Below are 24,407 nucleotides of genomic sequence, written 5' to 3' on the forward strand. Positions count from 1 at the left end.
TGTTTGTTCATGTTTATAAGAAGTTATTTATCAGTTTTAAAAATTAAGTAACTAAGGTTATCTCCTCCAATCCATCTATCTTCTATCAGATGTATATTCCCATCAATAATCTTTAAATTATACGTTCTAATTGTGTGGCTTCTGTCTGATAGCAGGGTTATTACATCCACTTTTATTTTTCCTTTTTTTGAATAAATTATACCTGTTTGTCCATCTTTATTACTTGTTCCAAAGTTGGTAGCTTCAATATAGCCATCCTCTTTGAAGAGGATGGACATATCATAGTTTAATTCAATCTGTCTTGTTTTTTTTAAGTCTTTATTAGCTTCATAAATAGTTGAACAGATAAATGTTTTGTTAAACGGAAAAGCTATTAGCTCTGATTTATTAAAATATTTAATATTTTTTAATTTTTGTGCATTTATAGCACCACTTCCAAAAATCATAAATGAAAGTACCAATAGCATCTTAATTATATTATTGTTTACCATGATGTAAAAGGGTTTATTGTTTGATATTGAAAATATGGCTTCACACCACCAGATAATACTTCAAAACCAGGCTGAGGAGATATTATAGAATGCGCACCTATATTTTGTATAGGATGTCTTATATGTCTATCAGAATCAATCCCTATTCTATAATTACCCCAACCAATGTAAGCAGCTCCAAGTCTATATCTTGGTCCTATTTCTTGGACTGCTCCATATTTATTTCTTGCTCCAAAGCCAATTCCTATTTTTCCATCTGGATTTCCATAATAATCATCATGTAAAAGTTCAGGCATTGTATGTTGTTCATCATACGAATAGCTCTCACTTCTTCTTTCACCAGTAAATAAATTAAATCCAGCATGAAAATCTCTATAATTAAATGTCATGGCTGCTGTTCTCCATCTATCGTGTCCATCTCCTAAAATGCCTGCCCCCACTTTATCAAAGGGACTTCCGTCATTTTCATAAGTTAAAGAAAAATCTCCACTTCCGGCTCTAAAAATTCCTGTCTGTTGTGCATGAACACCTTTCCAAACATTTGTACCAACTCCAATGCTGAAATCTTTGCTGTCATACCCTATCATTGCAGAATATCTATATCCCCATCCTGAAACACCACTTCCTGCATGTTTATTGTAATAAGTACCTGCAATGGCTGCTGAGAAGCTTAAATTTCCTTTTCTATAGCTTACACTAAGACTTGCTCCAACACTAAAGCTATTTCCAAAAGCAATGGCTGGTGAAATTCCTATGCTAAAACCTCCTCCTAAGTCTAAGTTAAAGCTCATAAAAGAACCTACAAATCCTGTTGCTGCATATCCCGCAATGGCTCCCCATGATAGCGCGGCTGCGGCTCCTCCAGTTGCTGCGGTTAGCGTTCCCATAATAGCTCCTGAAACAGCGCCTCCTAAAATAGACATTCCAAATTTACCCCAGCTCCAATCTCCTGTTTGTATTGCTTGACCTACATAGCTAGTGGCTCCCATAATCGCACCTACAATAGCTGCTACATATACTACAGCCCAAACAAAAACCTCTCCACTGGGATCTGTATACATCAGAGGGTTATTCAGTACATATCCAAATCTATTATAGCTTTGTGTATTAAACGGATCCTGAATATAATTATCAACTGACAGGAAAGTATGCAATTTAGGATCATACATTCTGCCATTCATATGAATTAATCCTACCTGAAAGAAATGTTCATGACCTGTATAGCCTCTTTCAATTAGTAAATCAGCTTTCTTAGGGTCAACCTTTACTCCATCTTTTTCAAAATACACTAAATTGCCCCAAGCATCAAACTGCCTTCTTTCTTCAACTTTTCCTGCCTGATCTGAAATAGCAGAAATAGTTCCTTGGTAATCTCTGTGCAGGTAATGTGTTCCCTCACTCATCACTTCTCCAAAACCATTAAAATCTTTGATGTACATAGCTGGGGCTGAATAAGGATTACCTGCTATATAAGTGATAATTCTTGTTTTGAGAGCACTTCCATTTACTTTACCTACATAATTATACCCTACAATCTCAACGGTATTATCATCAGAGTAAATTTTATTTTTTCCATACTTCAAAAACTTTTTATCATAATTATATTGTGAAGATGATCTTGTTTGATGCATGTTATAACCAAACTTCACCATCTCATAACCATCTTGTATAATACTCACAGGGCTTTTATAAGAATTATAAAAAATCTTTTGTAACTGGTTTACGCTGTAATAAGCATTTCCAGAAGGATTTAAATTGATTTCTTTTTTTCTGTATCTGTTCCCATCTACATATTTATAATCTCCAATATCACTATTGTTGTCAATTCTTCCGTAATTGTCATAAGTTTGAGATTGTGTGCCATTAGGATCAGTCCATGATATTAATCGTTGTAAACTATCATATTCAAAACTTTCATACCATCCGCTCTGAACAGCAACACTATTTCTGTTTTTCAAGAGTCCCGTAGCTGCTTCAAAAGTATAATCATTCCCCAAGACAATACCACTTACATTATTTTTGTGCCTTACAGAACTTAAAAAATTATTTCCATCATAAGTATTACTAATTTCTGTTCCATTTCCAAAATTAGCAGATAATACCTGTACTTTTTCATTAATATTGTTCAGCTTCCAAATTAATTTTCCATTGCTGTCAGTAATACTTTCCAGCATTCCACAGGAAGCATAATTATTTTCAACTTCAACAATACTGGAAGCAGAGCCATAAAGAGTTTCTTTGATTTCTTTCTTTACTCTTCCAAAATTATCATAAGTATAACGTTTTTTGAAAATGGCAAATCCATTGTTTTCTTCTCTTTCAGATAAACGATAGAAATTGTCGTATTTATAAGTATATGAGTCATTTACCCCATTGGATGTTCCTGTTTCTGAATCTATCAACCCTTGGGCATTATAACTATAATTGATTTTTATATCTGTATTGTCACCAGTAACATTTTTCTTGCTCACTCTTCCATACTGGTCATAGGTATATTCTGTTTTGCCTTTAGGGTTTTCTTCTTTCAGGATTTGTCCTAAATTATCATATAAATAGGTATAATCTCCTCCTACAGAGGCGTCTGACAGTTTTATTTTTCTACCCCATCCATCCTGCTCAATACTTACAACGTGCCCTGCATAGTTTGAAGATTTTAAACTTCCATTGGCAAAATAGGTATAATTAATATCTCCACCATTATCAGACATTTTTATCTTATTTCCCCAAGCATCTTTTGTTATGGTTTGTGTTTTTTGCCCATCAACTACAGTAGCAGATAGCCCATTATAAGAAGAAGTAATGATTTTCCCTGTTGGATATATGGTTTTTACGATTCTTCCATAATCATCATACTCTGTAATAGTCCATTTGTTAGGAGAGGAAGTGGAAAAATATGGTTCACTTACTTTAAAAGGTTTGTCCAGAATATCATAATCTGTTCTTTTCTCTATCCACTTATTATTGAGTGACAATCCTCTTTCTATACGTATTCTGCCCCAGTTGTCAGATAACGTTTCTTTAGTCGCTCCTGTTGCTTCAGTTACTTTTAATTTGATTCCACCCGAAAAATCTCCTGAAGTAATCCACTCATAAGAATATTGTGTAATATTATTATAAATGTCTTTATCCTGTACTTTTCTCTGCCAGTCATCATAAGTGTATGATAATGTTTGATTTAGATGATTGGTTGTTGAAAGCAGTAACCCAAATGCACTATCGTAATTATATGAAGTAGAAATTCCCTGAATATTAGTTGTTTTAATGGCAAATCTACCAGAAGGATCGTATTGATTTTTTTCCGTCCTTGGAGAAACACCAGTAGCAGATAATGTTTTCTCTATATTATTACCAAAAGCATCATATACAAAATCTTCGGTGATATAATCTGTATTATTGCCCTTTTTCTTACTTTGAGCTAGTAAACCATTCGTGTAAGAAAAGAGTTCTTCCGTAGAAAAAATATCATTTCCTAAAGTTTGAGTTTCTGTTTTCTTAGTGGGTCTTCCAATATAATATTGATTACTAACTCCCGAAGGGTTATCTTCATAATCAATCAATGTCGTTTTCTCACCTCCCGTAACTACAATTCTTGATTTTTTAGGATTATTATAAGTATCGTAAATATCATAATAGTGATTAGTTGTAACACCTGATAAATTGTCTATCTGCTGTACCTGTGTTGGCAGATTGGTAAAAACTTTATTTGGTGATAAAGATGTATTATAGCTATTAATGGTTTTTGATATAAATGAGGTTGGTGAGTTAAAATCAACAACAGATTTTAGTACATAACTTTCCGATACAGCTCCTCTTTTTTGAGGATCTTGTAAAGAGATTGTCCAAAATGGCTGAACACTTCCTCCATATACTGATGATCTGGCAAGTCCTTTGAAACCTATAAAACCTAAACCTTCCATATTGACTACAGCTCCTTTATATCTGTATTCCTGTATCTTCATTTCTCCATTAAAACTTTTTTCTATTTTCTTTACCAGCTTTATGGATGGAGCAAGATTAAGGCTGACATTTGGATATTGCTCGGAATTATCGGAAACATAAGTACCGGAAGAACCACCATTATCCATAACAGCATCATACGTAATATTTGTTACGAGGTCATTCTCCTTTATTCTTTTTAAAGAAGTATCTACTCTGTTGTCTTTCTTAAAGGAAATATATTTTATTTTATCTCCGCCAAAAAAGGCATAATCTAAGTTTTGGTTTACAATATTCTGATTGGATAAAAACATAGGAGTTCCATTAGCTGTACAGCCATTATAAGTGTACATATTATTCCACATCATATTCTCTCCTGAAAAATTAGCTGTACCATCCGGATCATTACTCATGTTGTATTTTACACTTCCAAATTCTTTGATAGCGTAGTTAGCTCCATACGTATTATATGGATAATTCCACTGAGCTCCTCCCGGAACATCATAATTGTAAGGAGCAAAAATAGAATGATAGAATAAATCTGCCTTACCATCACCATTGACATCAGCAAAATTGTAGTAAATGACCTGTTGGACATAACCACAGTCCAGATTACCATTAGCTGCATTATAACAAGTATTTTTAACATAAGATTTTCTAAAAACCATTGAAATATCCTTTGTAGCTTGGGTAAAAGACTGTCCATTGGATATTAAATGAAACCAATTACTGCTACCTTCAGCAGTAGGAATCACAATATCTGTCTTTCCATCTCCATTTAAATCAGTTAAATAAGATGGATAATCAAAGTTGATAACAGAATTATTGACTACCGTTTTTTGAACAAGTGCATTATTTTCTACACCATATACTGTTATCTGCCCTCCATTTAGAATAAACAGATCTGCTTTTCCATCCCCTTCAAGATCACCTACATAAATTCTGGAAGAAGATTTCACAACATAGTTTCCCCCAATGTTTATAGGGGTTTGTGGAGAATTTGGATTTAAATCTAATAAATACGCTTGTGAATACTCCATTGTGGAATCCCCTTCACAGCAATTGGGAGAGGGACGTCCATTAGGATCTAGTTTAGTGCTACCACAGTAATAAGTATAAGTTTGACTATATGGCAACGTAAGTGCTATAACATCTGATAAGCCGTCTCCATTAAAATCTCCTGTAAAGAATTTTTTAGGAATTTTTGCATACCTCGTATCATTTCCTCCTATAATTACACAACTTTGATTTTGAGCAACAGGAAAAGAATAGGTTTTAGTATAGACTAAATCTAAAGAGCTATAACTCGAATTAGAAACATAATTATTAACTTTTATGACTTCCTGATTACTAACAATGCTTCCTGTTCCAATCGTAGTAACAGCATCAAGATTGTTAAATTTATTATTGGTTAACAGTAGTTTTGTTGAAAATATATCAGAAAACTTTTCTATATTGATCAGGTTTCCTGCAACGTTAGAATTGGTTGTTAATAATTGGCTTGAGTTAAATCTATATAGTTTATCCTTTGAATTAGGGTAGGTAAAGAAGTCTATTGAAGCATCATTATCAAAGTATCCTGCCAGATATTTCCAGTTATTGGAATCATAAGCAGGAGTAACATTACTGATAACAGCATTAGGATTATTAATAACTCCGTTTTCAGTAGTATCATATTCAAAGATTATTGGTTTTACAGATTCCCCATTTCCATTAAACTCTTGTACTTGGGTTAATCTTTCGTAGCCCAATGAGGTTGTATCATAAGTAAGCTGGTATTTTCTGAAAAGCTGTCCATTTCCTAAAACTTCAACCTTATCCAATTCTTTGGTAATAACATAACTGGTATTTCCATACACATACATTTGCTCGTTTCTTGTTCTATTTTTATAGACAAGATTTACAGTGTTCACAGGAGTATAAGATCCAACAGATGGATTTCCGCCATATTTAACAGAAGATAGATAAATATTATCATTGTCTTTGAAGTAGGAAAATTCTATTCTGTTGTACTTTACATCATCAATGTGATTGACTTTCCATTCAAGCTGACTTTGGGAATTTGGATTATTACCATAAATAGCAGTATTTCCATTGGGATAATACACTATAAAATAAGAAGGACCGTAATTTGCTCCGTAAGAAGAAACACCATAAGATATTACCTTAATATTAGAATAATTTTCGGTTTGATATTCTGCTCCGTCTCCGCCATATGTTCCAGACTTCAATATTAATCTCTGACCATCTAATGCAAATCTGTCTTTATCATTATAATTAACTGCATCAATTACTCCGTCATGAAACTTTGTTGCCGAAATTCGTGTGATAGAGGATGCTCCCGAAACATTCCAACCCCAGCCAGCAATTCCATTTTTACTCTGACTGGAGTAGTTTAAAGTGATATTAGGTACAGCATTTTTTATACCTGGAAGATTGGCAATAGGTATAGTATAGTTGGCTCCCCCTGTGGAAGACACAGAGAAATCACCTGTTGTCTGCCCGACAGCTTGTGCATTCAATAGTTTTGCCAGAAAGAAAAATGCTAGTAAAAAGTATATATTTTTTTTCATTTTCATGAATTTAAATTATTGTTTTAAAACTTTATAGGTTAACTTTTCCCCTGTTTTCAAATGAAAAATAACCACATACATTCCTATAGGTTGATCGGATAAATCTAATGTGACCTTATTTTCTCTTTTGTCAAAAGGAATTTCCCTGTATTGAGTAAAGTTATAAGCCACATATTCAACTTTTTGAATCATTTCTCCCAGTTCAGGAGACCATACAAGGTTGGCTTTATCCTTTGTTGGATTAGGATATATTTTGACCTGATAAGCTGATGGGGGAAATTCTTCTTTATCTGTTATTGTTTTATTAACAGATTTACTCGTTGGAGAGCAGGCGGCACAGTATTGTCTGATAATCTGATTCCCTCCAATCTCATACTCAAATATGAGTGTCTGTGCTTTCAATCCTCCTATTGATATTAATAGGAGAAAAACTAAAAATAACTTTTTTCCCATGTTATTGATTTTATATATCTACAAAAATCATTAAATTAAATAGCTTATGAAAGGACAATGCATCTTAACTACGTTACTAAATAGACAAATTATCTAAAAAACAATATACCATTACCCTTTTTTAGATATATTTGCTAATAAAGCACAATGATCCATGAAAAATTATCAAAAAAATCTTTTTGACCTGTTATTAAAAGAATCTGGAGGAAAAAAGGAGTTGGTTGACATTATGATTGATAAATTAGCACTCTCAAATGATACAGCCTACAGAAGAATCAGTGGAAAAAGCCACATCACACTTAATGAAGGTATTTCCCTTGCTTCCCATTTCGGTATTTCTTTAGATTCAATACATGACTCCAATCTTAATAATGCTGTAGTTAGCAAAGTACATGATATTTATAATATAGATGATTTGGAAAAATATTTTGAATCTTCTATTTATAATTTACAGAAGGTAAAAAATGCTAAACATGTTGAGTTTGTGTATGCGGCAAAAGATATTCCTCTTTTTTATTTAATGAAGTTTGAAAATTTGCGAAAATTCAAAATCTACACATGGCTGAAGCTGATGGATGCTGAATTCTTTTCAAAAAGAATAAGTTTTGAAGAATTTGAAGTACCTGAAAAGATTAAACAGAAAGGACTTTTACTCTCTCAAGTATACCATGATGTAAGCTCTACAGAAATATGGAGTAATGTTACTATTTATGCCATGCTTGAACAGCTTATTTATTTTCACCAATTGGAAATGATTAGCACCCAAAGTGTGTTGAAGATATGTGTTGAAGTGATAAAAGTTCTGAAACAGATAGAAAATGAAGCTGTAAATGAGAGGAAAGATGGAAAACATGTGTATTTCAAATTGTATCAAAATGACCTTTTGATTATGAATAATACCGTTTTTATAAAATTTTTGGATCAAAAAATGCTTTTTTTGCCATATAATATCCTAAGCTATTATTATACTTTGGATGAAAGGGTCTGTAATAATTACGAAAAAAGCCTCGAACTAATTCTGAAAAACTCTGAGTTACTTTCTTCAAATAACAAAGCTAGAAATATATTTTTCAACAAAATGTATAAAAAAATCGAAGAAATAAAAAAAATATTGCCGATCAATGATCAATAAACAAACTTGCTATGCATTAAAAGAATATACAACTCAGACAAGCCAAAATTAATCAAAGTTTAACCTAAGAAATAGAGGAAGAGTCTTTACGAATGATTATTTTTGATAAAATATACACATTTAGAATGTCAATACACTTTAATCCACGAGATATCACATGGCTTGCCTTTAATGAGAGAGTTTTGCAGGAAGCCATGGATGAAAAAGTTCCCTTACATTTAAGAATACGTTTTCTTGGAATTTTCTCCAACAATTTAGATGAATTTTTCAGAGTACGTGTTGCCGGATTAAAGCGTGCCATGGATTTTAAGGAAAAAGTGATTGCTGAATCTTTCTACCAACCTCCTACCAAAATCCTTCAGCGAATCAATGAGATTGTCATGAGACAACAGCTGAATTTCGATAAAACCTGGAAAAAAATCCAGACCGAAATGGCTGATCATAAAGTTTTCATTAAAAATGCCAAAAACCTGACTGCAAAACAAAAAGAATTTGTCAGACAATATTTCGATGAAGTGGTAGAATCCAATGTGATTCCGATTCTTCTTCATGAAAATACGCCTATGCCTTACCTGAGAGATAAGAGTCTTTATTTGGGAGTGGCCATGAGAAAAAAGGACTGGCAATATTCCAGCAATTATGCCATTATTGAAATTCCTTCCCGTTTTGTGGGAAGATTCGTATTGCTGCCAACTGAAGATCCCGAAGAAAAAAATGTCATGTTACTGGAAGATGTGATTACCTTTAACCTTCCGCACATTTTCTCTTATTTCGGGTATGATGAATTTGCAGCCAATGCATTTAAAGTAACAAAAGATGCCGAACTGGATCTGGATAATGATATCAGAACCAACTTTGCAGAAAAAATAGAAAAAGGACTTAAAAACAGAAGAAAAGGGAAGCCTACCCGTTTTGTTTTTGATAAAGATATGGATAAAGCTCTGTTGGAACTCCTTATCAGAAAACTAAACTTAACGAAAAAAGACAGCATCATTCCCGGAGGAAAAATTCATAATTTCAAACATTTCATGGATTTCCCTGATGTTTTTGAAAAGTATGAAAGACCTGTAGAAAGAACTTCTTTTACGCATCAGGCGTTTGAGCATGGAGAAAGAGTAACTGATGTTATTTTAAAAGAAGATGTCCTTCTTACCTTCCCTTACCATAAATACAATCCGGTGATTGATCTTCTTCGTGAAGCCGCTATGGATCCGGATGTAAAATCAATACAGATTACAGCATACCGTCTGGCAAGCAGTTCAAAAATCATTAATGCCCTGATCTATGCGGCCAGAAATGGTAAAGAAGTGACTGTAATGCTTGAGCTCCAGGCAAGATTTGATGAAGAATCCAATCTTGAATGGAAAGACATGCTGGAGCCTGAAGGAATTACTGTTCTTGTAGGAATTCCTAACAAAAAAGTACACGCCAAACTTTGTGTCATCAAAAAGAGAGCACACAATAAAACTATTCAGTATGGCTTTGTAAGTACCGGGAATTTCAATGAAAAAACGGCCAGAATATATGGTGATCACCTGCTGCTGACTGCGGACCGTGGTATCATGGCGGATATCAATAAAGTCTTCAATGTTTTAAAAAAACCAAAAGATGACTTTATTCCTATTTTGAAAACTTGTAAAAATTTATTAGTTTGCCCTCAGTTTATGCGTGAAAAGATTGTTCACCATATCGATAAAGAAATCGAAGAAGCCAAGGCAGGAAGAAGAGCAGAGATCATTGTTAAAGTCAACTCAATGAGTGATCGAGCTTTGATTGAAAAAATATATGAAGCTGCCAAAGCCGGAGTGGTGACCAGAATGATCGTAAGAGGAATCTATTGTGCCGTCAATCAAAAGGAATTCAAAGAAAAAATAAAAGCCATCAGCATTGTAGATGAATACCTGGAACATGCCAGAGTTATGTATTTTTACAATAAAGGGGCTGAAGATATGTACATTTCTTCCGCAGACTGGATGACCAGAAACCTGGATTACAGAATTGAAGCAGCCGCTAAAATTACTGATAAGAACCTTAAGAAGGAATTAAAAGATATTCTGGACATCCAACTTAAAGATAACGTAAAGGCAAGGATTTTAGACAAAAAGCTGAGCAATGAATACGTAAGAAATGATAAAAACGAATGCCGATCACAAATAGAAACCTATAAATATTTAAAAGCTAAAACAAACAAAAAATGAAGATAGCAGCGATAGACATAGGGAGTAATGCAGCCCGCCTTCTTATCAATGAAGTAAAGATTAATAACAGAAAGCCTGAATTCATCAAGCTCAACCTTCTCAGAATTCCTCTGAGACTGGGAATGGATGTTTTCACCATCGGAAAAATAGGTCCGGAAAGAGAAAAAATGGTTATTGATTCCATGAAAATCTTCAGTGACCTGATGAAAATATACAAAGTAGATCATTACAGAGCCTGTGCTACCAGTGCTATGCGTGATGCTGCCAACGGTAATGATATCATCAATCTGGTAAAAGATACATCAGGAATCAATATTGAAATTATTTCCGGTGATGAAGAAGCTACCCTGATTTATGAGAACCACGTAGCAGAAGGTCTTGACAAAGAATTTGCCTATCTATATATTGACGTTGGTGGAGGTTCTACAGAGCTTACCTTTTACGAAAATGGTAAAATGGTCTATGAAAAATCTTTCAATATCGGAACCATCCGTCTTCTCAATAATCTTGTGACGATGGACAACTGGAAAGAAATGAAGGATGAGATCAAAAAAAATATTGTCAGCAAAAAACCCATTGTTGCCATCGGGTCAGGAGGAAACATCAACAAAGTATTCTCTATGAGCAAAACCAAAGATGGGAAACCTATGTCTTTGTCTCATCTGAAAAAGGTGTACAAAGAATTCAATGAGCTTTCCGTAGAAGAAAGAATGACCAACTACAACCTGCGAGAAGACCGTGCCGATGTACTGGTATATGCTCTCGGTATTTTCAACAATGTGATGTCATGGTCTGATATTAACAGGATTTTTGTTCCAAAAATTTCCGTGGCAGACGGATTGATCCATAATATTTATAGTCAGCTGCAACATAAAAAGTAACAACAAACAATACGATTGAAAGCCGGCCATTTTGAGCTGGCTTTTTATTTTGTCATCCATTTCCGCAATGTCATTGCGAGGAGCAAAGCGACGAAGCAATCTCTTGCATTAAGTTTTGGTTAAAACCAATAGCGAGTTGGCTCATTTTTTAAGCTGGCTGGGCTTTCTTCGACCCCGCTAAGAATCATAACCCACCCCTATTGAATTATTGAATCCAGACATTTAAGACAACATCTTTTTACTTTTTACTTTTTACTTTTTACTTTTTACTTTTTACTTTTTACTTTTTACTTTTTACTTTTTACTTTTTACTTTTAATTAAAAAAAAATCCTAATTTTAAAGTAAAACCTCATCCTCATCCGTCTTACCCATATCAATAGCAAAGCAATGAACCCAATCAAAATAATTCTTACAGGAGCTACAGGAATGGTAGGCGAAGGTGTTTTAATGGAATGTCTTGAAAATCCAAATGTCTCTGAAATCCTGAGTATAAGCCGAAAACCATCTGGAAAAACACATCCCAAGCTTAAAGAATACTTTATTCCTGACTTTTTGTCAATAAATCTGAATGACGAAAAGCTAAAAGGATATGATGCCTGTTTTTTCTGTGCAGGAATAAGCAGTGTAGGGATGAATGAGGAAGAGTATACCAAAATTACTTACGATACAACCCTTCACTTTGCAAAAGCTGTTTTGAATCAAAATCCTGAAATGGTATTCAACTATGTTTCCGGAGCAAGTACAGACAGTACAGAGAGTGGAAAACTGATGTGGGCACGTGTAAAAGGCAGAACTGAGAATGATTTGAAAAGAATGAATTTCAGAGGAGCGTATAATTTTCGTCCCGGATTCATGAAACCCGTTGAAGGTCAAATACATGTAAAATGGTTTTTTAAACCTATTATTTGGATTTTTCCTGTATTTTTTCAATCAAAATCATTAACTTTACATGAAGTGGGTAGAGCAATGATCAATGTGACACAAAAAGGGTACCCTACATCTACTTTAGAAATTAGAGATATTAAAAATTTAGCGATATGAGAGACATGTTAAAAAGAATTGTTCTGGTTATTTTTGTACTCTTGCTTGTGACTGCTGTTTCAGGATATTTTTATATGCAGAAACATCCTTTGGAAGGAAATAAATCAGGAACGATTTTAAATTTTTCTGGAAAATCAGGAAAATAATTTCATTCTAAAGTTTCTCATTCGGATATAATTTTACTTCTTATCGGAAATAACCCTATTTTTTAAACATTTCTTAAAATTCCATTAAAATAGTTGCGAAACATAAAGTTCATTTTTGTATTTATTTAATTGAAGCAAAAAATGATCAACAACTACCTATTAAAAGGGTCTGTGATTGCCGCATTCTTTTTTCAGAGCGGACTTTTCGGACAGACACTGATTCATTACTGGAATTTTAACGATAATACTTCTGCAGCCACAGTTACTACACCTTCTTCTACGATGGTGAACGGTTCTCTTGCCGCGATAGCCGGAGGAACAAGTGTTATTGATTTTGCCGGAGGTACCGGACAGAATTTTAGTCTGCAAAATTTAAATGCAAGAAACGGAGATGGTTCCGGAACCCATTTAAGATTCAATAATCCGATTGGGGGAGCTTTACAGTTTAACCTTCCTACAACAGGGTATAATAATGTCATTGTTAAATTCACCACCAGAAGATCCGGTCAGGGAGCAGGAACACAGACATGGTCTTATTCCACCGATGGAACTACTTTTATGCAGTTCCAGACTGTGAATCCTCAGGATGCCGATCCGCAATTGGTTACATTAGATTTTTCAGCTATACAGGGAGCCAATAACAACCCTAACTTTAAATTAAAAGTAGAATTTTCTGCAACGGGAGGCGGAACAGGAGGAAATAACCGTTTTGATAACTTTACGGTAGACGCCACTCCTGCAGGAAATGTTGATACTACTCCACCAACAGTCACTTATCTGCCTGCCAATAATACCAATAACGCTTCAACGACTGTAAATCCAACATTATCTTTCAATGAAAATGTAAGATTAACAGATAATTCTGCGATCAATAATTCTAATGCACAGAATCTTATAGATCTCCGTCTGGGAAATGCTACAGGTACACAAGTTCCTTTCACTACGACTTTCACTAACAATACCATCACTGTAATCCCAACTTCCGGACTTGTGCCGGGACAGACCTATTATCTGGCCCTTAAACCCAATATGGTTGAAGATTTCAGTGATAATGGAGTTACTGCTGTTACCTCCAGTACTTTTTCCACTGCCGGAACAGCAATTTCTTTAGAAAAGAATTTCATCAAAGTCAATGAAAATGCCGGAAATCTTGCATTTAAAATCAATATCACCAATCCATCAACATCTACTGTGAATCTGGTTGTAAAGCCAGCACCATTCAGTACAGCTGACAGTAATGATTTTACTTTAGCCAATCAAACTATTAATATTACTCCATCTACAACGAGTTACACCGTCAATATTCCGATTATTGATGACACAGTGGCAGAACAGCAGGCAGAATATTTTGTGGTAAGTCTTGAAAATCCTGTTGGAGCAACTATTTCAGGAGACAATTCTGCAACGGTTTATATTGTAGATAATGATAAACCAGCTCCGGTTCCTTCCAATCAGATCCAGCTGAATTATCTCCTAAGTTTTGATCCTTCAGGAAATAATAACAGTTCTACGGAAATTGTAGTTCATGATCCGTCAACACAACGTTTATTTACAATCAGTTCGATTACGGATGTTTTTGATATTATTGATTTTAGTAATCCTTCAATACCTTCTGTCATAAAAACAGTGAATATGGCTCCTTATGGTGGTATCACAAGTATCGCTGTGAAAAACGGAATCATTGCAGCTGCATCTCCCAATACTGATCCTCAGCAAAATGGATCTGTAGTATTTTTTGATATCAACGGAAATTTCCTGAAACAGGTAACAGTAGGAGCTTTACCAGACATGGTAACATTCTCTCCTGATGGAACGAAAGTAGTGACTGCCAATGAAGGCGAACCTAATGATGCTTACACTATCGATCCTGAAGGAACCATCAGTATTATAGATATTTCCGGAGGTATCGGAAATCTTACCCAAAGTAATGTAACGACTCTTAATTTCAACAGTTTTGATTCTCAGGTAGCAGCGTTAACAGCAAGCGGTTTACGAAAAGTAAGAACGAACAATACCCTTTCTCAGGATCTGGAACCGGAATATGTGACCATCAGTGCCGACAGTCAGAAAGCATGGGTAACGCTTCAGGAAAACAATGCCATTGCTGAAATTAATCTAGCTACCAAAACCATCACAGGTATCTGGGGATTGGGCAAAAAAGACATGAGCCTTCCGGGCAACGGATTTGATGCTTCAGACAATAATGGAGAGGTTCTAATCGCCAACTGGCCGGTAAAAGCCTATTACGTTCCGGATGCAGTACAAAATTACAAAGTAGGAAACACCAACTATATTGTAACTGCTAATGAAGGTGACGAAAAAGATCTTTCAGGATTTAGCGAAAGAACGACTGTGGGAGCAAACACTTATATTTTAGATCCTGTATTGTTCCCGAATGCCAATATTTTAAAGGCTTCTTATAATCTTGGAAGATTCAGGGTTTCATCTGCCACAGGAAATACGGATGGTGATACAGAATTTGAAGAAATGGCAGCTTTAGGAGCCCGTTCATTCTCTATCTTCAATGCTGATACTAAACAGATTGTATATGACAGCGGAGATCAGTTTGAACGATATATTGCCGCTAATCATCCATTAATTTTCAATGCAGATAATGAATCCAACGGTGTTAAAAACAGAAGCCGTGCTAAAGGACCCGAACCGGAAGGGGTAGCATTAGGAAAGATCAACGGGCAGACATATGCTTTCATTACCTTGGAAAGAACTGGTGGGGTCATGGCTTACAATATCACAGATCCTAATAACCCAACGTTTACAGATTACAAACATTCCCGTTCTACTTCAGCATACGGAGGTGATAATGGTCCTGAAGGAATTATTTACATCGCTCCTGAAAACACAACAACCAATAAAGGGTATGTGATTATCGCCAATGAGATCAGCGGAACTTTATCCATGTATGAAGTAGCAACGCCTGCAACGCTTGGAACAGGTGAAGTAAAAACTGAACAGGCCACCTTTACTATATTCCCAAATCCTGTCAACAAAGGAAATACTCTTTATTTCAACAGAAAACAGGATTATGAATTGTACGATATGTCCGGAAAATTGATCGGGAAAGAAAAGAATGCTTTAACCATAAGCACTGCTAATCTTTCTACAGGAGTTTATCTTGTAAAAACGTCGGAAGGACAGATCAAAAGAGTCATTGTAAGATAAAATATAATATTTAGTTGATTGAAAAGGCTTCGGATTTTCCGGGGCTTTTTTGTTACCGGGAAAATTAAGATGATTTAACTTTTAAAATTCTTGGAAAAAGCATTTTATATCTATATTTACCCTGAACAAAACCAAATTCACAATGAAAAATATTAAAGCTGCAGGAATTCTTACGATCCTGTTATTAGGAACAGGGACCGCTTTCTCACAATCCAGAAAAACAGAATCTGCAAAAGGCGTAGAAAAAACAGACGGGAATAAGATGGTACATGTAGAAGGCGTAGGCCATACGCTCAACTATGCTCTCAATGGAGGAACTGTTGAGGTAGAGGGTGGTGATAATACATTAACGATCAAAGGAAGTGCAAAAAAGATTGAGGTCTCAGGAACTGGTAATAAAGTATACGTTGATAAAGTAGACAAAATCTCAATGGAAGGTGGTGATAATATAGTCTACTACCGAACTTCCGGAACAAAATCCGGTAAACCTGATGTTTCTATTACGGGAGTAGGAAATAAAGTTGTAAAACAATAAAAATATTTTAAAAAGACTAATTGCATGTTTGGATTTGCATTAGATACAGGAGATGATCCTGAAATCATTACATTAATAGATCAGGTAAAAAATATTGAAGGATCTAATCCTATTACTTATAAAAAAATAAGGCTGGTACATGTTCATAACATTCCCGGCCTTATTTCTGCTATAAAAAATGCCACTAAAATTTATCAGAATAATGGTTTCATTTACAACCTTGATCAGGAAAATAATATTATATCAGGTACTTTTATCAGTAATATAAAAATAAGCAAATCCAAAAAAAACATCATTCTAACTGGTTTTGCATGGACCAGCCCTAAAGGATATCAAAAAACCATGGATATGAAACTCAATAATGAAATGATTGAAAAAAATATCTGGAAAAGTTTTAGAAAAGACGAACTTCAGGGATGGCTTGTGTATGCTTTACATTTTTGTAAACCTGAAATAATCAGAGAAAACATTCAGATTCAGATTGATGGAAACGAATTTCACAGCTTAGATGGCTTTTTCTGTACATTGGGTGAGGAAATACATGGTATTTCAGGATATTTCGGACGTAATATATACTCTTTGGATGATTGTCTCCGTGGAGATTTCGGGGTAAAGTCTATCTCAGAGCTAAATTGGCTTAATCATGAAAGGAGTAAAAAATTATTGAAAACTAAATTCACAGAAATACTGAAAGTTTTTAAGGATTACAATGTTAAAGTTTTACTGAATTGATTTCATAAAAATTTAAATTTTCCTTTAAAATATAAACTTCCTCCATAATTATATAACACTGCGGATGATATTCATTTTAATTTTATCCCGCGAAATGAAAAAAATCTTTCACATACTGTTTATCCTCCTATACATCGTAGTTTCCTCAGGGTTTACGACCAGCAGACACGTGTGTAAAGAAAATTCCAGTGAGATTCATGTAGGGCTGAAAAAACTCTCTGATCTTGATTGCCCGAAATGCAAAACCAATAAACAGAAAAACCACAACGGATGTTGTAAACTGGAAGTTAAAAAAATCTGCAAAGAAGACAATCTTCCGCATTCTTATAAAAATTCTCCGGTCAAGTTTTTATCAGCTTCCATTCCGTATTACAATTTAGGAACGGTCTTTGAGCAGGCAACCATTCTTGACCCTGAAAACCATACCTTCTATTTTGATCCTTCAAAATACCATCTCAATTACCCTTCCCTTTTCATTCTTCATTGCGTTTATAGAATTTAGAATAGATTGAATCATACGATGATCCCGATCGGGACAATTATTTTTCAATTTTTAATTCTAAATATATTCTATGAATTTATCATTCAGAGCACTCATCTTATGGCTGGGCTGCCCTGCTCTATCTTTTGCCCAGATCACGGGTTTAGAAGAGGTATTGCTAAGGGCGGAAAAAAATTACCAGTCCATCAAAAAAAAGGAAATCAATATCAAAGCATCACAGGAAAGGCTTCAGCTTCAAAAGACGTATTATCTTCCGGAAGTTACCGTGATGGCTCAGCAAAATTTCGGAACCATTAATGCACAAAACGGTCCGATGTACAGTCAGGGCGGACTTGGAGTAGCCTCTACTTCTATGCCGCTGGCAGAACAAAACTGGAATGCAGCGTTTGGAAGTTTATATCTTGCTAACGTCAACTGGAATGTCTACACTTTCGGAAAACTTAAAACCAAAGAAAATGTAGAATCAGCTGATGTAGAAATTCAAAAGGCTGATCTGAATCAGGAGATTTTTCAGCATCAGATCAAAACAGCCGCCGCTTATTTCAATCTTCTGGTAAGCCAGCGGCTTGAAAATGTACAGCATGAAAATCACAAACGTTCCGAAGTCATCTATACCATTGCCAAAGCAAGGGCAGAAAGCGGTTTAATCCCTGAAGTAGATGCTTCCCTGGCAAAAGCAGAAATGTCCAGTGCGCAGACTGCCATCATTAATGCCAATGATCATGTCCTGGAATACAATAAAAATCTATCTGATCTTTTGGTCGAAAATTTTACAGAATATCAACTGGATCATTATTTCAGTAAAAACCAACCTTCTTTAAGTACAGAAACCTCATCTTTTGAAAATCATCCCAATACTCTTTTTATAACAGAGAAAATTAACAAGAGTAAACTGCAGGAAGCATATTTACATACAACAGGACTTCCTTCTCTTTCTCTTTTCGGAGTATTTCAGGGACGTGGATCCGGTTTTGGATGGAATTATGTTCAGGACAATTCTGCTTTTTCACAATCTTATACAAAAGGAATTGGAGTAGACAGGATGAATTATATTGTAGGCTTTAATCTCAGCTGGAATCTTACCGATTTTTATAGAAGCCAATCCAAAGTCAATGAGCAGAAACTCATGACAAAAGCATTGGATTTTGATTACCAGCAACTGCAGCAGGAACTTTATAATCAACAGAGTTTTTCTGAGCTGAAGTATAAAAATGCATTGACAAAAGTCTCTGAGTCTAAAATCCAGATGGATGCAGCCACCGAAGCTTTTAATCAACAGAAAGCGTTGTATGAAAATGGGTTGACAACGATTGTAGATTTCACTCAGGCACTCTATCTGCTGAACCGTGCAGAAATCAATTATGAGATTGCACAAAATAACTCCTGGCAGGCAGTCGTACTCATTGCTGCCTCCAAAGGAGATATTTCAATGATTACCAAAGCCATTACCCACTAACCAAAAATTTAAACATGAATCTTATAAAGTTTGCATTGCGCAGACCGATATCTGTAATGGTATTGGTATTGGGGTTGTTGTTTTTCGGAATCAAAGCAGCCAAAGATGTCAAAGTAGATATTCTTCCCGAAATGAATCTTCCTGTAGTATATGTTGCCCATTCTTTCAATGGATATACTCCTCAGCAGATGGAAGGCTATTTTACGAAAATGTATGTGAATATGCTTTTGTTTACCAATGGTATTAAAAGTATTGAATCTAAAAATACTCAGGGACTGACCCTGATGAAAGTGAATTTCTACGAAGGAACCAATATGGGAGAAGCCATTGCACAGATCAATGCACTTTCTACCCGCTCACAGGTATTTTTACCTCCCGGAGCTCCTCCTCCGTTTATTATCCGTTTTGATTCTTCTTCACAACCCGTAGGACAACTGGTTTTCAGAAGTAGTTCAAAAACCAATAATGAGCTTCAGGATATTGCCAATTTCAATGCGCGTCCTTTCCTGATCGCTATTCCGGGGCTTACCACTGCTCCACCGTTTGGAGGAAGCCCGCGTACGATAGAAATTAATGTAGATCCTGTTAAACTCCGTGCTCATAATATGTCTCCGGAACAGGTAGTGGAAGCTATAAGCCGAAATAATATTACCTCACCTTCAGGAAACGTATATATTGGAGAAACCAACTATCTTACTCCTACCAACAATACAGTAAAAAAAGTAGAAGAACTCGGAGATATTCCTCTTTTCAAAGGAACAGCGGATAATGTCTATATCCGGGATGTAGCAACAGTAAAAGACGGAGCAGATATTGCAACCGGATATGCACTGATAGACGGCAAGCGGTCTGTTTATATTAATATTGCCAAGGCCAGTAACGCCTCCACTCTGGAAGTGGTGAATAAGCTGAAAAAATCATTACCGAAAATCCAGCGAAACATGCCGGATGATGTACAGATTTCCTATGAATTTGACCAATCGGTTTATATTTCAAATGCTTTAAAAAGCTTGGCTGTTGAAGGAATTCTTGGGGCTTTACTTACCGGACTTATGGTAATGCTTTTCCTGAACGATCGCCGGGCAGCTTTGATTGTTATTATGACCATTCCTATTTCTATTATTTCAGGGGTATTATTTCTGAAATTATTCGGACAGTCTATTAATATTATGTCTTTATCAGGACTTGCTCTGGCCATTGGAATTCTGGTAGATGAAAGTACGGTGACTATTGAAAACATCCATCAGCATTTTGCTATGGGTAAAACACGGGCACAGGCGATATGGGATGCCTGTCAGGAGATCGCACTCCCTAAACTTCTGATTATGCTTTGTATTCTGGCAGTATTTGCACCAGCCTTTATGATGAGCGGTATTCCGGGATCGTTATTTATGCCTCTGGCTATGGCCATCGGTTTTTCTATGATTGTTTCTTTTATCCTCTCACAGACTTTTGTTCCGGTAATGGCCAACTGGATGATGAAACATGATCCTAAAACCTGTGAAAACCATAAACCCAATTGGTTTACCAGCTTCCGTGACCGTTTCACCGGATTTTTATCTTCATTGATGCAACGTAGAAAAATAATTGTCAGCCTGAGTCTCGCATCCGTTTTATGTATTGGTGCAGGACTTTATCAGATCACGGGAAAAGATGTTCTGCCTGCGGTTAATTCACGACAGTTTCAGGTTCGTATAAAAGCGGCAGAAGGAACACGAATTGAAGTTACCGAAATAAAAGTCAAAAAATTTCTGGAACATCTGAAAGAAAAAGTAGGGAAAGATAATATTGCTATTTCATCAGTGTTTATCGGACAACACCCTTCTACATTCGCGGTGAGTCCTATTTATCTGTACAATGCAGGTCCTCATGAAGCTTTGATGCAGGTTGCTTTAAAAAAATTTAATGGTAATTCTGACGAACTTAAAGAGGAACTGCGAAAGTATTATAAAGAAAAGATGCCGGATCTTCAGATCTCTTTTGAACCTATCGAACTCACGGAGAAAATTCTAAGCCAGGGAACAAATAATCCGGTAGAAATAAGAGTTTCGGGGATGATGAAAAAAATGAACCGTATGTATGCAGAAAAGCTTTTAACCAAGCTGAAAGAAATTGAATATATGCGTGATCAACAGATTCCTCAATCGATGAGCTATCCTGCCCTACAGATTAATATAGACAGAACAAGGGCCGCCCAATTGGGACTGGATGCCCAGGATATTGCCAAATCACTGGTAACCGCTACTGCTTCTACCCGCTACACTAACAAAAATTTCTGGGTAGGAGGAATGATGGGAATTGCCTACGATGTACAGGTACAGACTCCTCAAAATATTCTGAACAGCAAAGAAGAACTAGCAAGTCTTCCTTTGTCTAAAAATTCTGACAGACCTGTTTTAGGAGATGTTGCCACCATTACCCCTACAAAAGAATTGGGAGAAAGTTATAACCTTGGAACAATGGGCTACACTACCGTAACTGCCAATATCCATAAAACTGATCTTGAACAGGCTTCTAAAGATGTAAAAAAAGCAATTGAGTCATTGGGTGAACTTCCAAAAGGAATTAATATTGAAGTTTCCGGAATGTCTCCTGTATTGGATGAAACGATGAACAGTCTTTCATCAGGATTGCTTATTGCTGCAGCTGTTATTTTTCTCATGCTGGCTGCAACTTTCCAGTCCTTCAGAGTTTCAATGGTTATTTTAACCACAGTTCCGTTTGTGATTGTAGGATCTTTAACGCTGCTAAAAATTACGGGTTCTACTTTAAATCTTCAGTCGTATATGGGACTGATCATGTCTGTAGGAGTTTCAATCGCTAATGCTGTTCTATTGATCAGTAATGCAGAAACCATCAGAAAATCTACTGGAAATGCCGCGGAAGCAGGTATTGAAGCTGCAAGGTTGCGTATCCGTCCTATCATTATGACCACATTGGCCATGGCTGCCGGAATGCTTCCTATGGCAATAGGTTTTGGGGAAGGTGGAGATCAGGTTTCCCCTCTCGGCAGGGCAGTAATCGGAGGACTTGTTTTCTCCACATTTTCTGTTCTGGTCATTCTTCCTCTTGTTTTTGGATGGATGCAAAACAAAGCCAGCATTATTTCTCCTTCGTTAGATCCTGAAGATGAGGAAAGTATTCATTATTCTAATCCCAACCCTTAATTTTTACATTCAATGAAAAATATATTATATACAGCCGCTATTGTAAGTCTTCTTGCTATTCAGATTTCCTGCAATCAGGAAAAAGAAACTCCTAAACAGGAAATGAAACCTATGATGATGAACAGTATGGAAACTGTAATCATTAAAAAAAGCAATCCCAAAGTGGATCTGAAACTTCCAGGGGAACTGATTCCGGATCAGGAAACAGCATTATTTGCTAAAGTACAGAGCTACGTTAAGAAAATCAATGTGGATATAGGTTCTTATGTAAGTGCCGGACAAGTTCTAATGATTCTTGAAGCTCCTGAAATACAGTCCCAGGCAGCCAATGCAAAAGCAAAATGGCAGGCACAGGAAGCAATATATGCTGCTACAAAATCCAACTATGACAGAACCTACAGAGCCAACGAAACCAAAGGCGCTATAGCTAAAGATGCCCTGGATCAGATCACCGCCAGAAAACTTTCTGACCAGGCACAGCTCAATGCAGCAAAATCTGCTTATCACGAGATTCAGGATATCAACCGCTATCTGGTGATCCGTGCGCCTTTCAGTGGAGTGATTACAGAGAGAAATGTAGATCTCGGTGCTTATGTAGGACCTATGGGTGGAACACCACTGATGGTTATACAGAATACCACCAAACTCCGTCTCAGCTTATCGATTCCTGAGGCTAATGTTCCTTATATGAATATTGGAGATACTATTTCATTCAGGATCAATGCTCTTCCTGAGAAAAGTTTTAAAGCCAGAATATCCAGAAAGTCCGGTTCTTTAGATCTGAAGCTTCGTTCGGAGAAAATAGAGGCTGATTTTATCAATCACTCCAAAGAATTAAAGCCTTTCATGATCGCAGAATCCATGATTCCTTTACAGAATAATGAACCTACATTTTTTATTCCAAGATCCGCTTTGGTAGAAAGTAATATGGGTATTTATATCATTAAAAAAGAAAATGGAAAAGCCAGGTTTATTCCCGTAAAAAAAGGAAGAATCTTCAATGAAACGATTGAAGTCTTCGGTGAGCTGTCGGAAGGAGATTCCATTATTAAGAAAGGAAATGAGGAAATTTTAGAAGGAAGTATAATTAAATAATATTACAATGATAACAATATTCATCAGAAACACATTCATTATTATCTTCAGTGCAGCGGCTTTGTCTGCATGCACCCAGGAAAAGTCTAAGAAAACCGTTACGGAAAAACCAACCATGGCAGAGCAAATGAAACCTGCAGCTTGCGGAAAGTTTGCAAAAGGGGACAGAGTTCCCAATGAAACGGTATGCATGGTCAATAATGCCTACATGGGTAAAAAACAAATAGAAGTTCCTCATGATGGCAAAATCTACTACGGCTGCTGCGAAATGTGTGTAGAAAGAATTCCAAAGGATAAGACGGCAAGAGAAGCCATAGATCCATTTACCGGAAAAACAATAGATAAAGCAGATGCTTATATTGTCATGATCAGTGATGAGGGTGAAGTGGCTTATTTTGAAAATGAGGAAAATTATAAAAGATTCTTAGCACAGCATTCATAATGATCATGTTCTGATAGATCTTTTTATGATCAGAAACCTCACAGATTTTGAAAACCTGTAAGGTTTATTGGATTTTTATATTCTCTCATTTATGGTAAACAAAAAAAGACAGGCCTTAAAAAAGCCTGTCTTTTAAAAATATCTCAGATATAATTTTACTCTACGTTGATTACCTTTTCGATTTCCGGAGCATGTTGTTTGATTGTATTTTCAACCCCTAATTTTAAGGTTGAAAAATTCAATGAACATCCGGAACAGTTACCTAAAAGTTTCACAAACACCTGATTATCTTTCACATCAATAAGCTCAATATCACCTCCGTCTTTATTCAAAAACGGTCTGATGCTTTCCAGAGCTTCCATTACTCTTGTTACTGTATCTTCGTGCGTTATGTTTGTTTCCATATTTTTTCAGTTCAATTCGGTTTTTTCAAATTTTATTGAAAT

General features: G+C 35.7%; 17 protein-coding genes. 13 read left to right on the forward strand and 4 right to left on the reverse strand.

Features of this window, described 5'->3' with window-relative positions; all coding sequences use genetic code 11:
* Positions 1-23: 23 nt before the first annotated feature.
* From NK356_RS13690 to NK356_RS13700, 3 genes are read right to left on the reverse strand one after another with little or no spacing between them, the layout of a single operon-like run.
* Entirely contained in the window at positions 24-491 is a 468-nt protein-coding gene (locus NK356_RS13690) for a hypothetical protein (protein ID WP_253317241.1), read from the reverse strand.
* Positions 485-7,000, reverse strand: a complete 6,516-nt coding sequence (locus tag NK356_RS13695) for a polymorphic toxin type 23 domain-containing protein (protein ID WP_253317242.1) — start codon at positions 6,998-7,000, stop codon at positions 485-487. Before NK356_RS13695 ends, NK356_RS13690 begins: the two co-directional genes overlap by 7 nt.
* A gap of 15 nt (positions 7,001-7,015) precedes the next feature.
* Positions 7,016-7,453 (reverse strand): T9SS type A sorting domain-containing protein, encoded by a 438-nt coding sequence (locus NK356_RS13700; RefSeq protein ID WP_253317243.1) that lies wholly within the window; start codon positions 7,451-7,453, stop codon positions 7,016-7,018.
* Positions 7,454-7,607: 154 nt separating this feature from the next.
* Between NK356_RS13700 and NK356_RS13705 the strand changes: the two genes are divergently transcribed.
* From NK356_RS13705 to NK356_RS13765, 13 genes are all read left to right on the forward strand, one after another.
* A complete protein-coding gene (locus NK356_RS13705; protein WP_253317244.1) occupies positions 7,608-8,585 on the forward strand; it encodes a hypothetical protein in 978 nt (325 codons plus the stop codon).
* A gap of 125 nt (positions 8,586-8,710) precedes the next feature.
* Positions 8,711-10,783, forward strand: coding sequence for a polyphosphate kinase 1 (gene ppk1, locus NK356_RS13710; RefSeq protein ID WP_034699272.1), 2,073 nt, complete (start codon positions 8,711-8,713; stop codon positions 10,781-10,783).
* Positions 10,780-11,664 carry an exopolyphosphatase gene (locus NK356_RS13715; RefSeq protein WP_034699268.1) on the forward strand — a complete coding sequence of 295 codons (885 nt, stop codon included), beginning with the start codon at positions 10,780-10,782 and terminating at the stop codon, positions 11,662-11,664. The genes ppk1 and NK356_RS13715 overlap by 4 nt, the downstream gene beginning before the upstream one ends.
* A 388-nt stretch (positions 11,665-12,052) precedes the next feature.
* Positions 12,053-12,706 carry an NAD-dependent epimerase/dehydratase family protein gene (locus tag NK356_RS13720; RefSeq protein ID WP_253317245.1) on the forward strand — a complete coding sequence of 218 codons (654 nt, stop codon included), beginning with the start codon at positions 12,053-12,055 and terminating at the stop codon, positions 12,704-12,706.
* Positions 12,703-12,852: a hypothetical protein gene (locus NK356_RS13725; protein WP_156106575.1), complete on the forward strand. Its 150-nt coding sequence runs from the start codon at positions 12,703-12,705 to the stop codon at positions 12,850-12,852. The genes NK356_RS13720 and NK356_RS13725 overlap by 4 nt, the downstream gene beginning before the upstream one ends.
* Before the next feature lie 141 nt (positions 12,853-12,993).
* A complete protein-coding gene (locus NK356_RS13730) occupies positions 12,994-16,032 on the forward strand; it encodes a choice-of-anchor I family protein (RefSeq protein ID WP_253317246.1) in 3,039 nt (1,012 codons plus the stop codon).
* A gap of 142 nt (positions 16,033-16,174) precedes the next feature.
* Positions 16,175-16,567 (forward strand): DUF3060 domain-containing protein, encoded by a 393-nt coding sequence (locus tag NK356_RS13735; RefSeq protein WP_253317247.1) that lies wholly within the window; start codon positions 16,175-16,177, stop codon positions 16,565-16,567.
* A gap of 24 nt (positions 16,568-16,591) precedes the next feature.
* Positions 16,592-17,299 carry a barstar family protein gene (locus tag NK356_RS13740; protein WP_253317248.1) on the forward strand — a complete coding sequence of 236 codons (708 nt, stop codon included), beginning with the start codon at positions 16,592-16,594 and terminating at the stop codon, positions 17,297-17,299.
* A gap of 94 nt (positions 17,300-17,393) precedes the next feature.
* The gene (locus NK356_RS13745) at positions 17,394-17,801 is read left to right on the forward strand and encodes a hypothetical protein (RefSeq protein ID WP_034699259.1); all 408 of its coding nucleotides are present in this window, start codon (positions 17,394-17,396) and stop codon (positions 17,799-17,801) included.
* A 70-nt stretch (positions 17,802-17,871) separates the two neighbouring features.
* On the forward strand, positions 17,872-19,257 hold the full coding sequence (locus NK356_RS13750) for a TolC family protein (RefSeq protein ID WP_034699257.1): 1,386 nt from the start codon (positions 17,872-17,874) through the stop codon (positions 19,255-19,257).
* 14 nt (positions 19,258-19,271) lie between these two features.
* Complete coding sequence (locus NK356_RS13755) at positions 19,272-22,424, forward strand: efflux RND transporter permease subunit (protein ID WP_253317249.1); 3,153 nt, start codon at positions 19,272-19,274, stop codon at positions 22,422-22,424.
* Positions 22,425-22,436: 12 nt separating this feature from the next.
* Positions 22,437-23,519 (forward strand): efflux RND transporter periplasmic adaptor subunit, encoded by a 1,083-nt coding sequence (locus NK356_RS13760; protein ID WP_034699253.1) that lies wholly within the window; start codon positions 22,437-22,439, stop codon positions 23,517-23,519.
* Positions 23,520-23,526: 7 nt separating this feature from the next.
* Positions 23,527-23,961, forward strand: a complete 435-nt coding sequence (locus tag NK356_RS13765) for a hypothetical protein (RefSeq protein WP_034699251.1) — start codon at positions 23,527-23,529, stop codon at positions 23,959-23,961.
* A 155-nt stretch (positions 23,962-24,116) separates the two neighbouring features.
* On the opposite strand, the gene NK356_RS13770 is transcribed toward NK356_RS13765, so the two are convergent.
* On the reverse strand, positions 24,117-24,365 hold the full coding sequence (locus tag NK356_RS13770) for a NifU family protein (protein ID WP_002977212.1): 249 nt from the start codon (positions 24,363-24,365) through the stop codon (positions 24,117-24,119).
* Between the last annotated feature and the right edge of the window lie 42 nt (positions 24,366-24,407).

The sequence above is a fragment of the Chryseobacterium sp. S0630 genome, from assembly GCF_024158915.1.
Taxonomy (GTDB): domain Bacteria; phylum Bacteroidota; class Bacteroidia; order Flavobacteriales; family Weeksellaceae; genus Chryseobacterium.

What these genes read in the sequence shown, in the direction of transcription:
- NK356_RS13745 (WP_034699259.1), top strand. Translation starts at nt 17,394, where the DNA reads ATGAAAAAAATCTTTCACATACTGTTTATCCTCCTATACATCGTAGTT.
- NK356_RS13715 (WP_034699268.1), top strand. Translation starts at nt 10,780, where the DNA reads ATGAAGATAGCAGCGATAGACATAGGGAGTAATGCAGCCCGCCTTCTT.
- NK356_RS13695 (WP_253317242.1), bottom strand. Translation starts at nt 7,000, where the DNA reads ATGAAAAAAAATATATACTTTTTACTAGCATTTTTCTTTCTGGCAAAA.
- NK356_RS13690 (WP_253317241.1), bottom strand. Translation starts at nt 491, where the DNA reads ATGGTAAACAATAATATAATTAAGATGCTATTGGTACTTTCATTTATG.
- NK356_RS13770 (WP_002977212.1), bottom strand. Translation starts at nt 24,365, where the DNA reads ATGGAAACAAACATAACGCACGAAGATACAGTAACAAGAGTAATGGAA.
- NK356_RS13740 (WP_253317248.1), top strand. Translation starts at nt 16,592, where the DNA reads ATGTTTGGATTTGCATTAGATACAGGAGATGATCCTGAAATCATTACA.
- NK356_RS13720 (WP_253317245.1), top strand. Translation starts at nt 12,053, where the DNA reads ATGAACCCAATCAAAATAATTCTTACAGGAGCTACAGGAATGGTAGGC.
- NK356_RS13730 (WP_253317246.1), top strand. Translation starts at nt 12,994, where the DNA reads ATGATCAACAACTACCTATTAAAAGGGTCTGTGATTGCCGCATTCTTT.
- NK356_RS13760 (WP_034699253.1), top strand. Translation starts at nt 22,437, where the DNA reads ATGAAAAATATATTATATACAGCCGCTATTGTAAGTCTTCTTGCTATT.
- ppk1 (WP_034699272.1), top strand. Translation starts at nt 8,711, where the DNA reads ATGTCAATACACTTTAATCCACGAGATATCACATGGCTTGCCTTTAAT.
- NK356_RS13750 (WP_034699257.1), top strand. Translation starts at nt 17,872, where the DNA reads ATGAATTTATCATTCAGAGCACTCATCTTATGGCTGGGCTGCCCTGCT.
- NK356_RS13705 (WP_253317244.1), top strand. Translation starts at nt 7,608, where the DNA reads ATGAAAAATTATCAAAAAAATCTTTTTGACCTGTTATTAAAAGAATCT.
- NK356_RS13735 (WP_253317247.1), top strand. Translation starts at nt 16,175, where the DNA reads ATGAAAAATATTAAAGCTGCAGGAATTCTTACGATCCTGTTATTAGGA.
- NK356_RS13725 (WP_156106575.1), top strand. Translation starts at nt 12,703, where the DNA reads ATGAGAGACATGTTAAAAAGAATTGTTCTGGTTATTTTTGTACTCTTG.
- NK356_RS13700 (WP_253317243.1), bottom strand. Translation starts at nt 7,453, where the DNA reads ATGGGAAAAAAGTTATTTTTAGTTTTTCTCCTATTAATATCAATAGGA.
- NK356_RS13765 (WP_034699251.1), top strand. Translation starts at nt 23,527, where the DNA reads ATGATAACAATATTCATCAGAAACACATTCATTATTATCTTCAGTGCA.
- NK356_RS13755 (WP_253317249.1), top strand. Translation starts at nt 19,272, where the DNA reads ATGAATCTTATAAAGTTTGCATTGCGCAGACCGATATCTGTAATGGTA.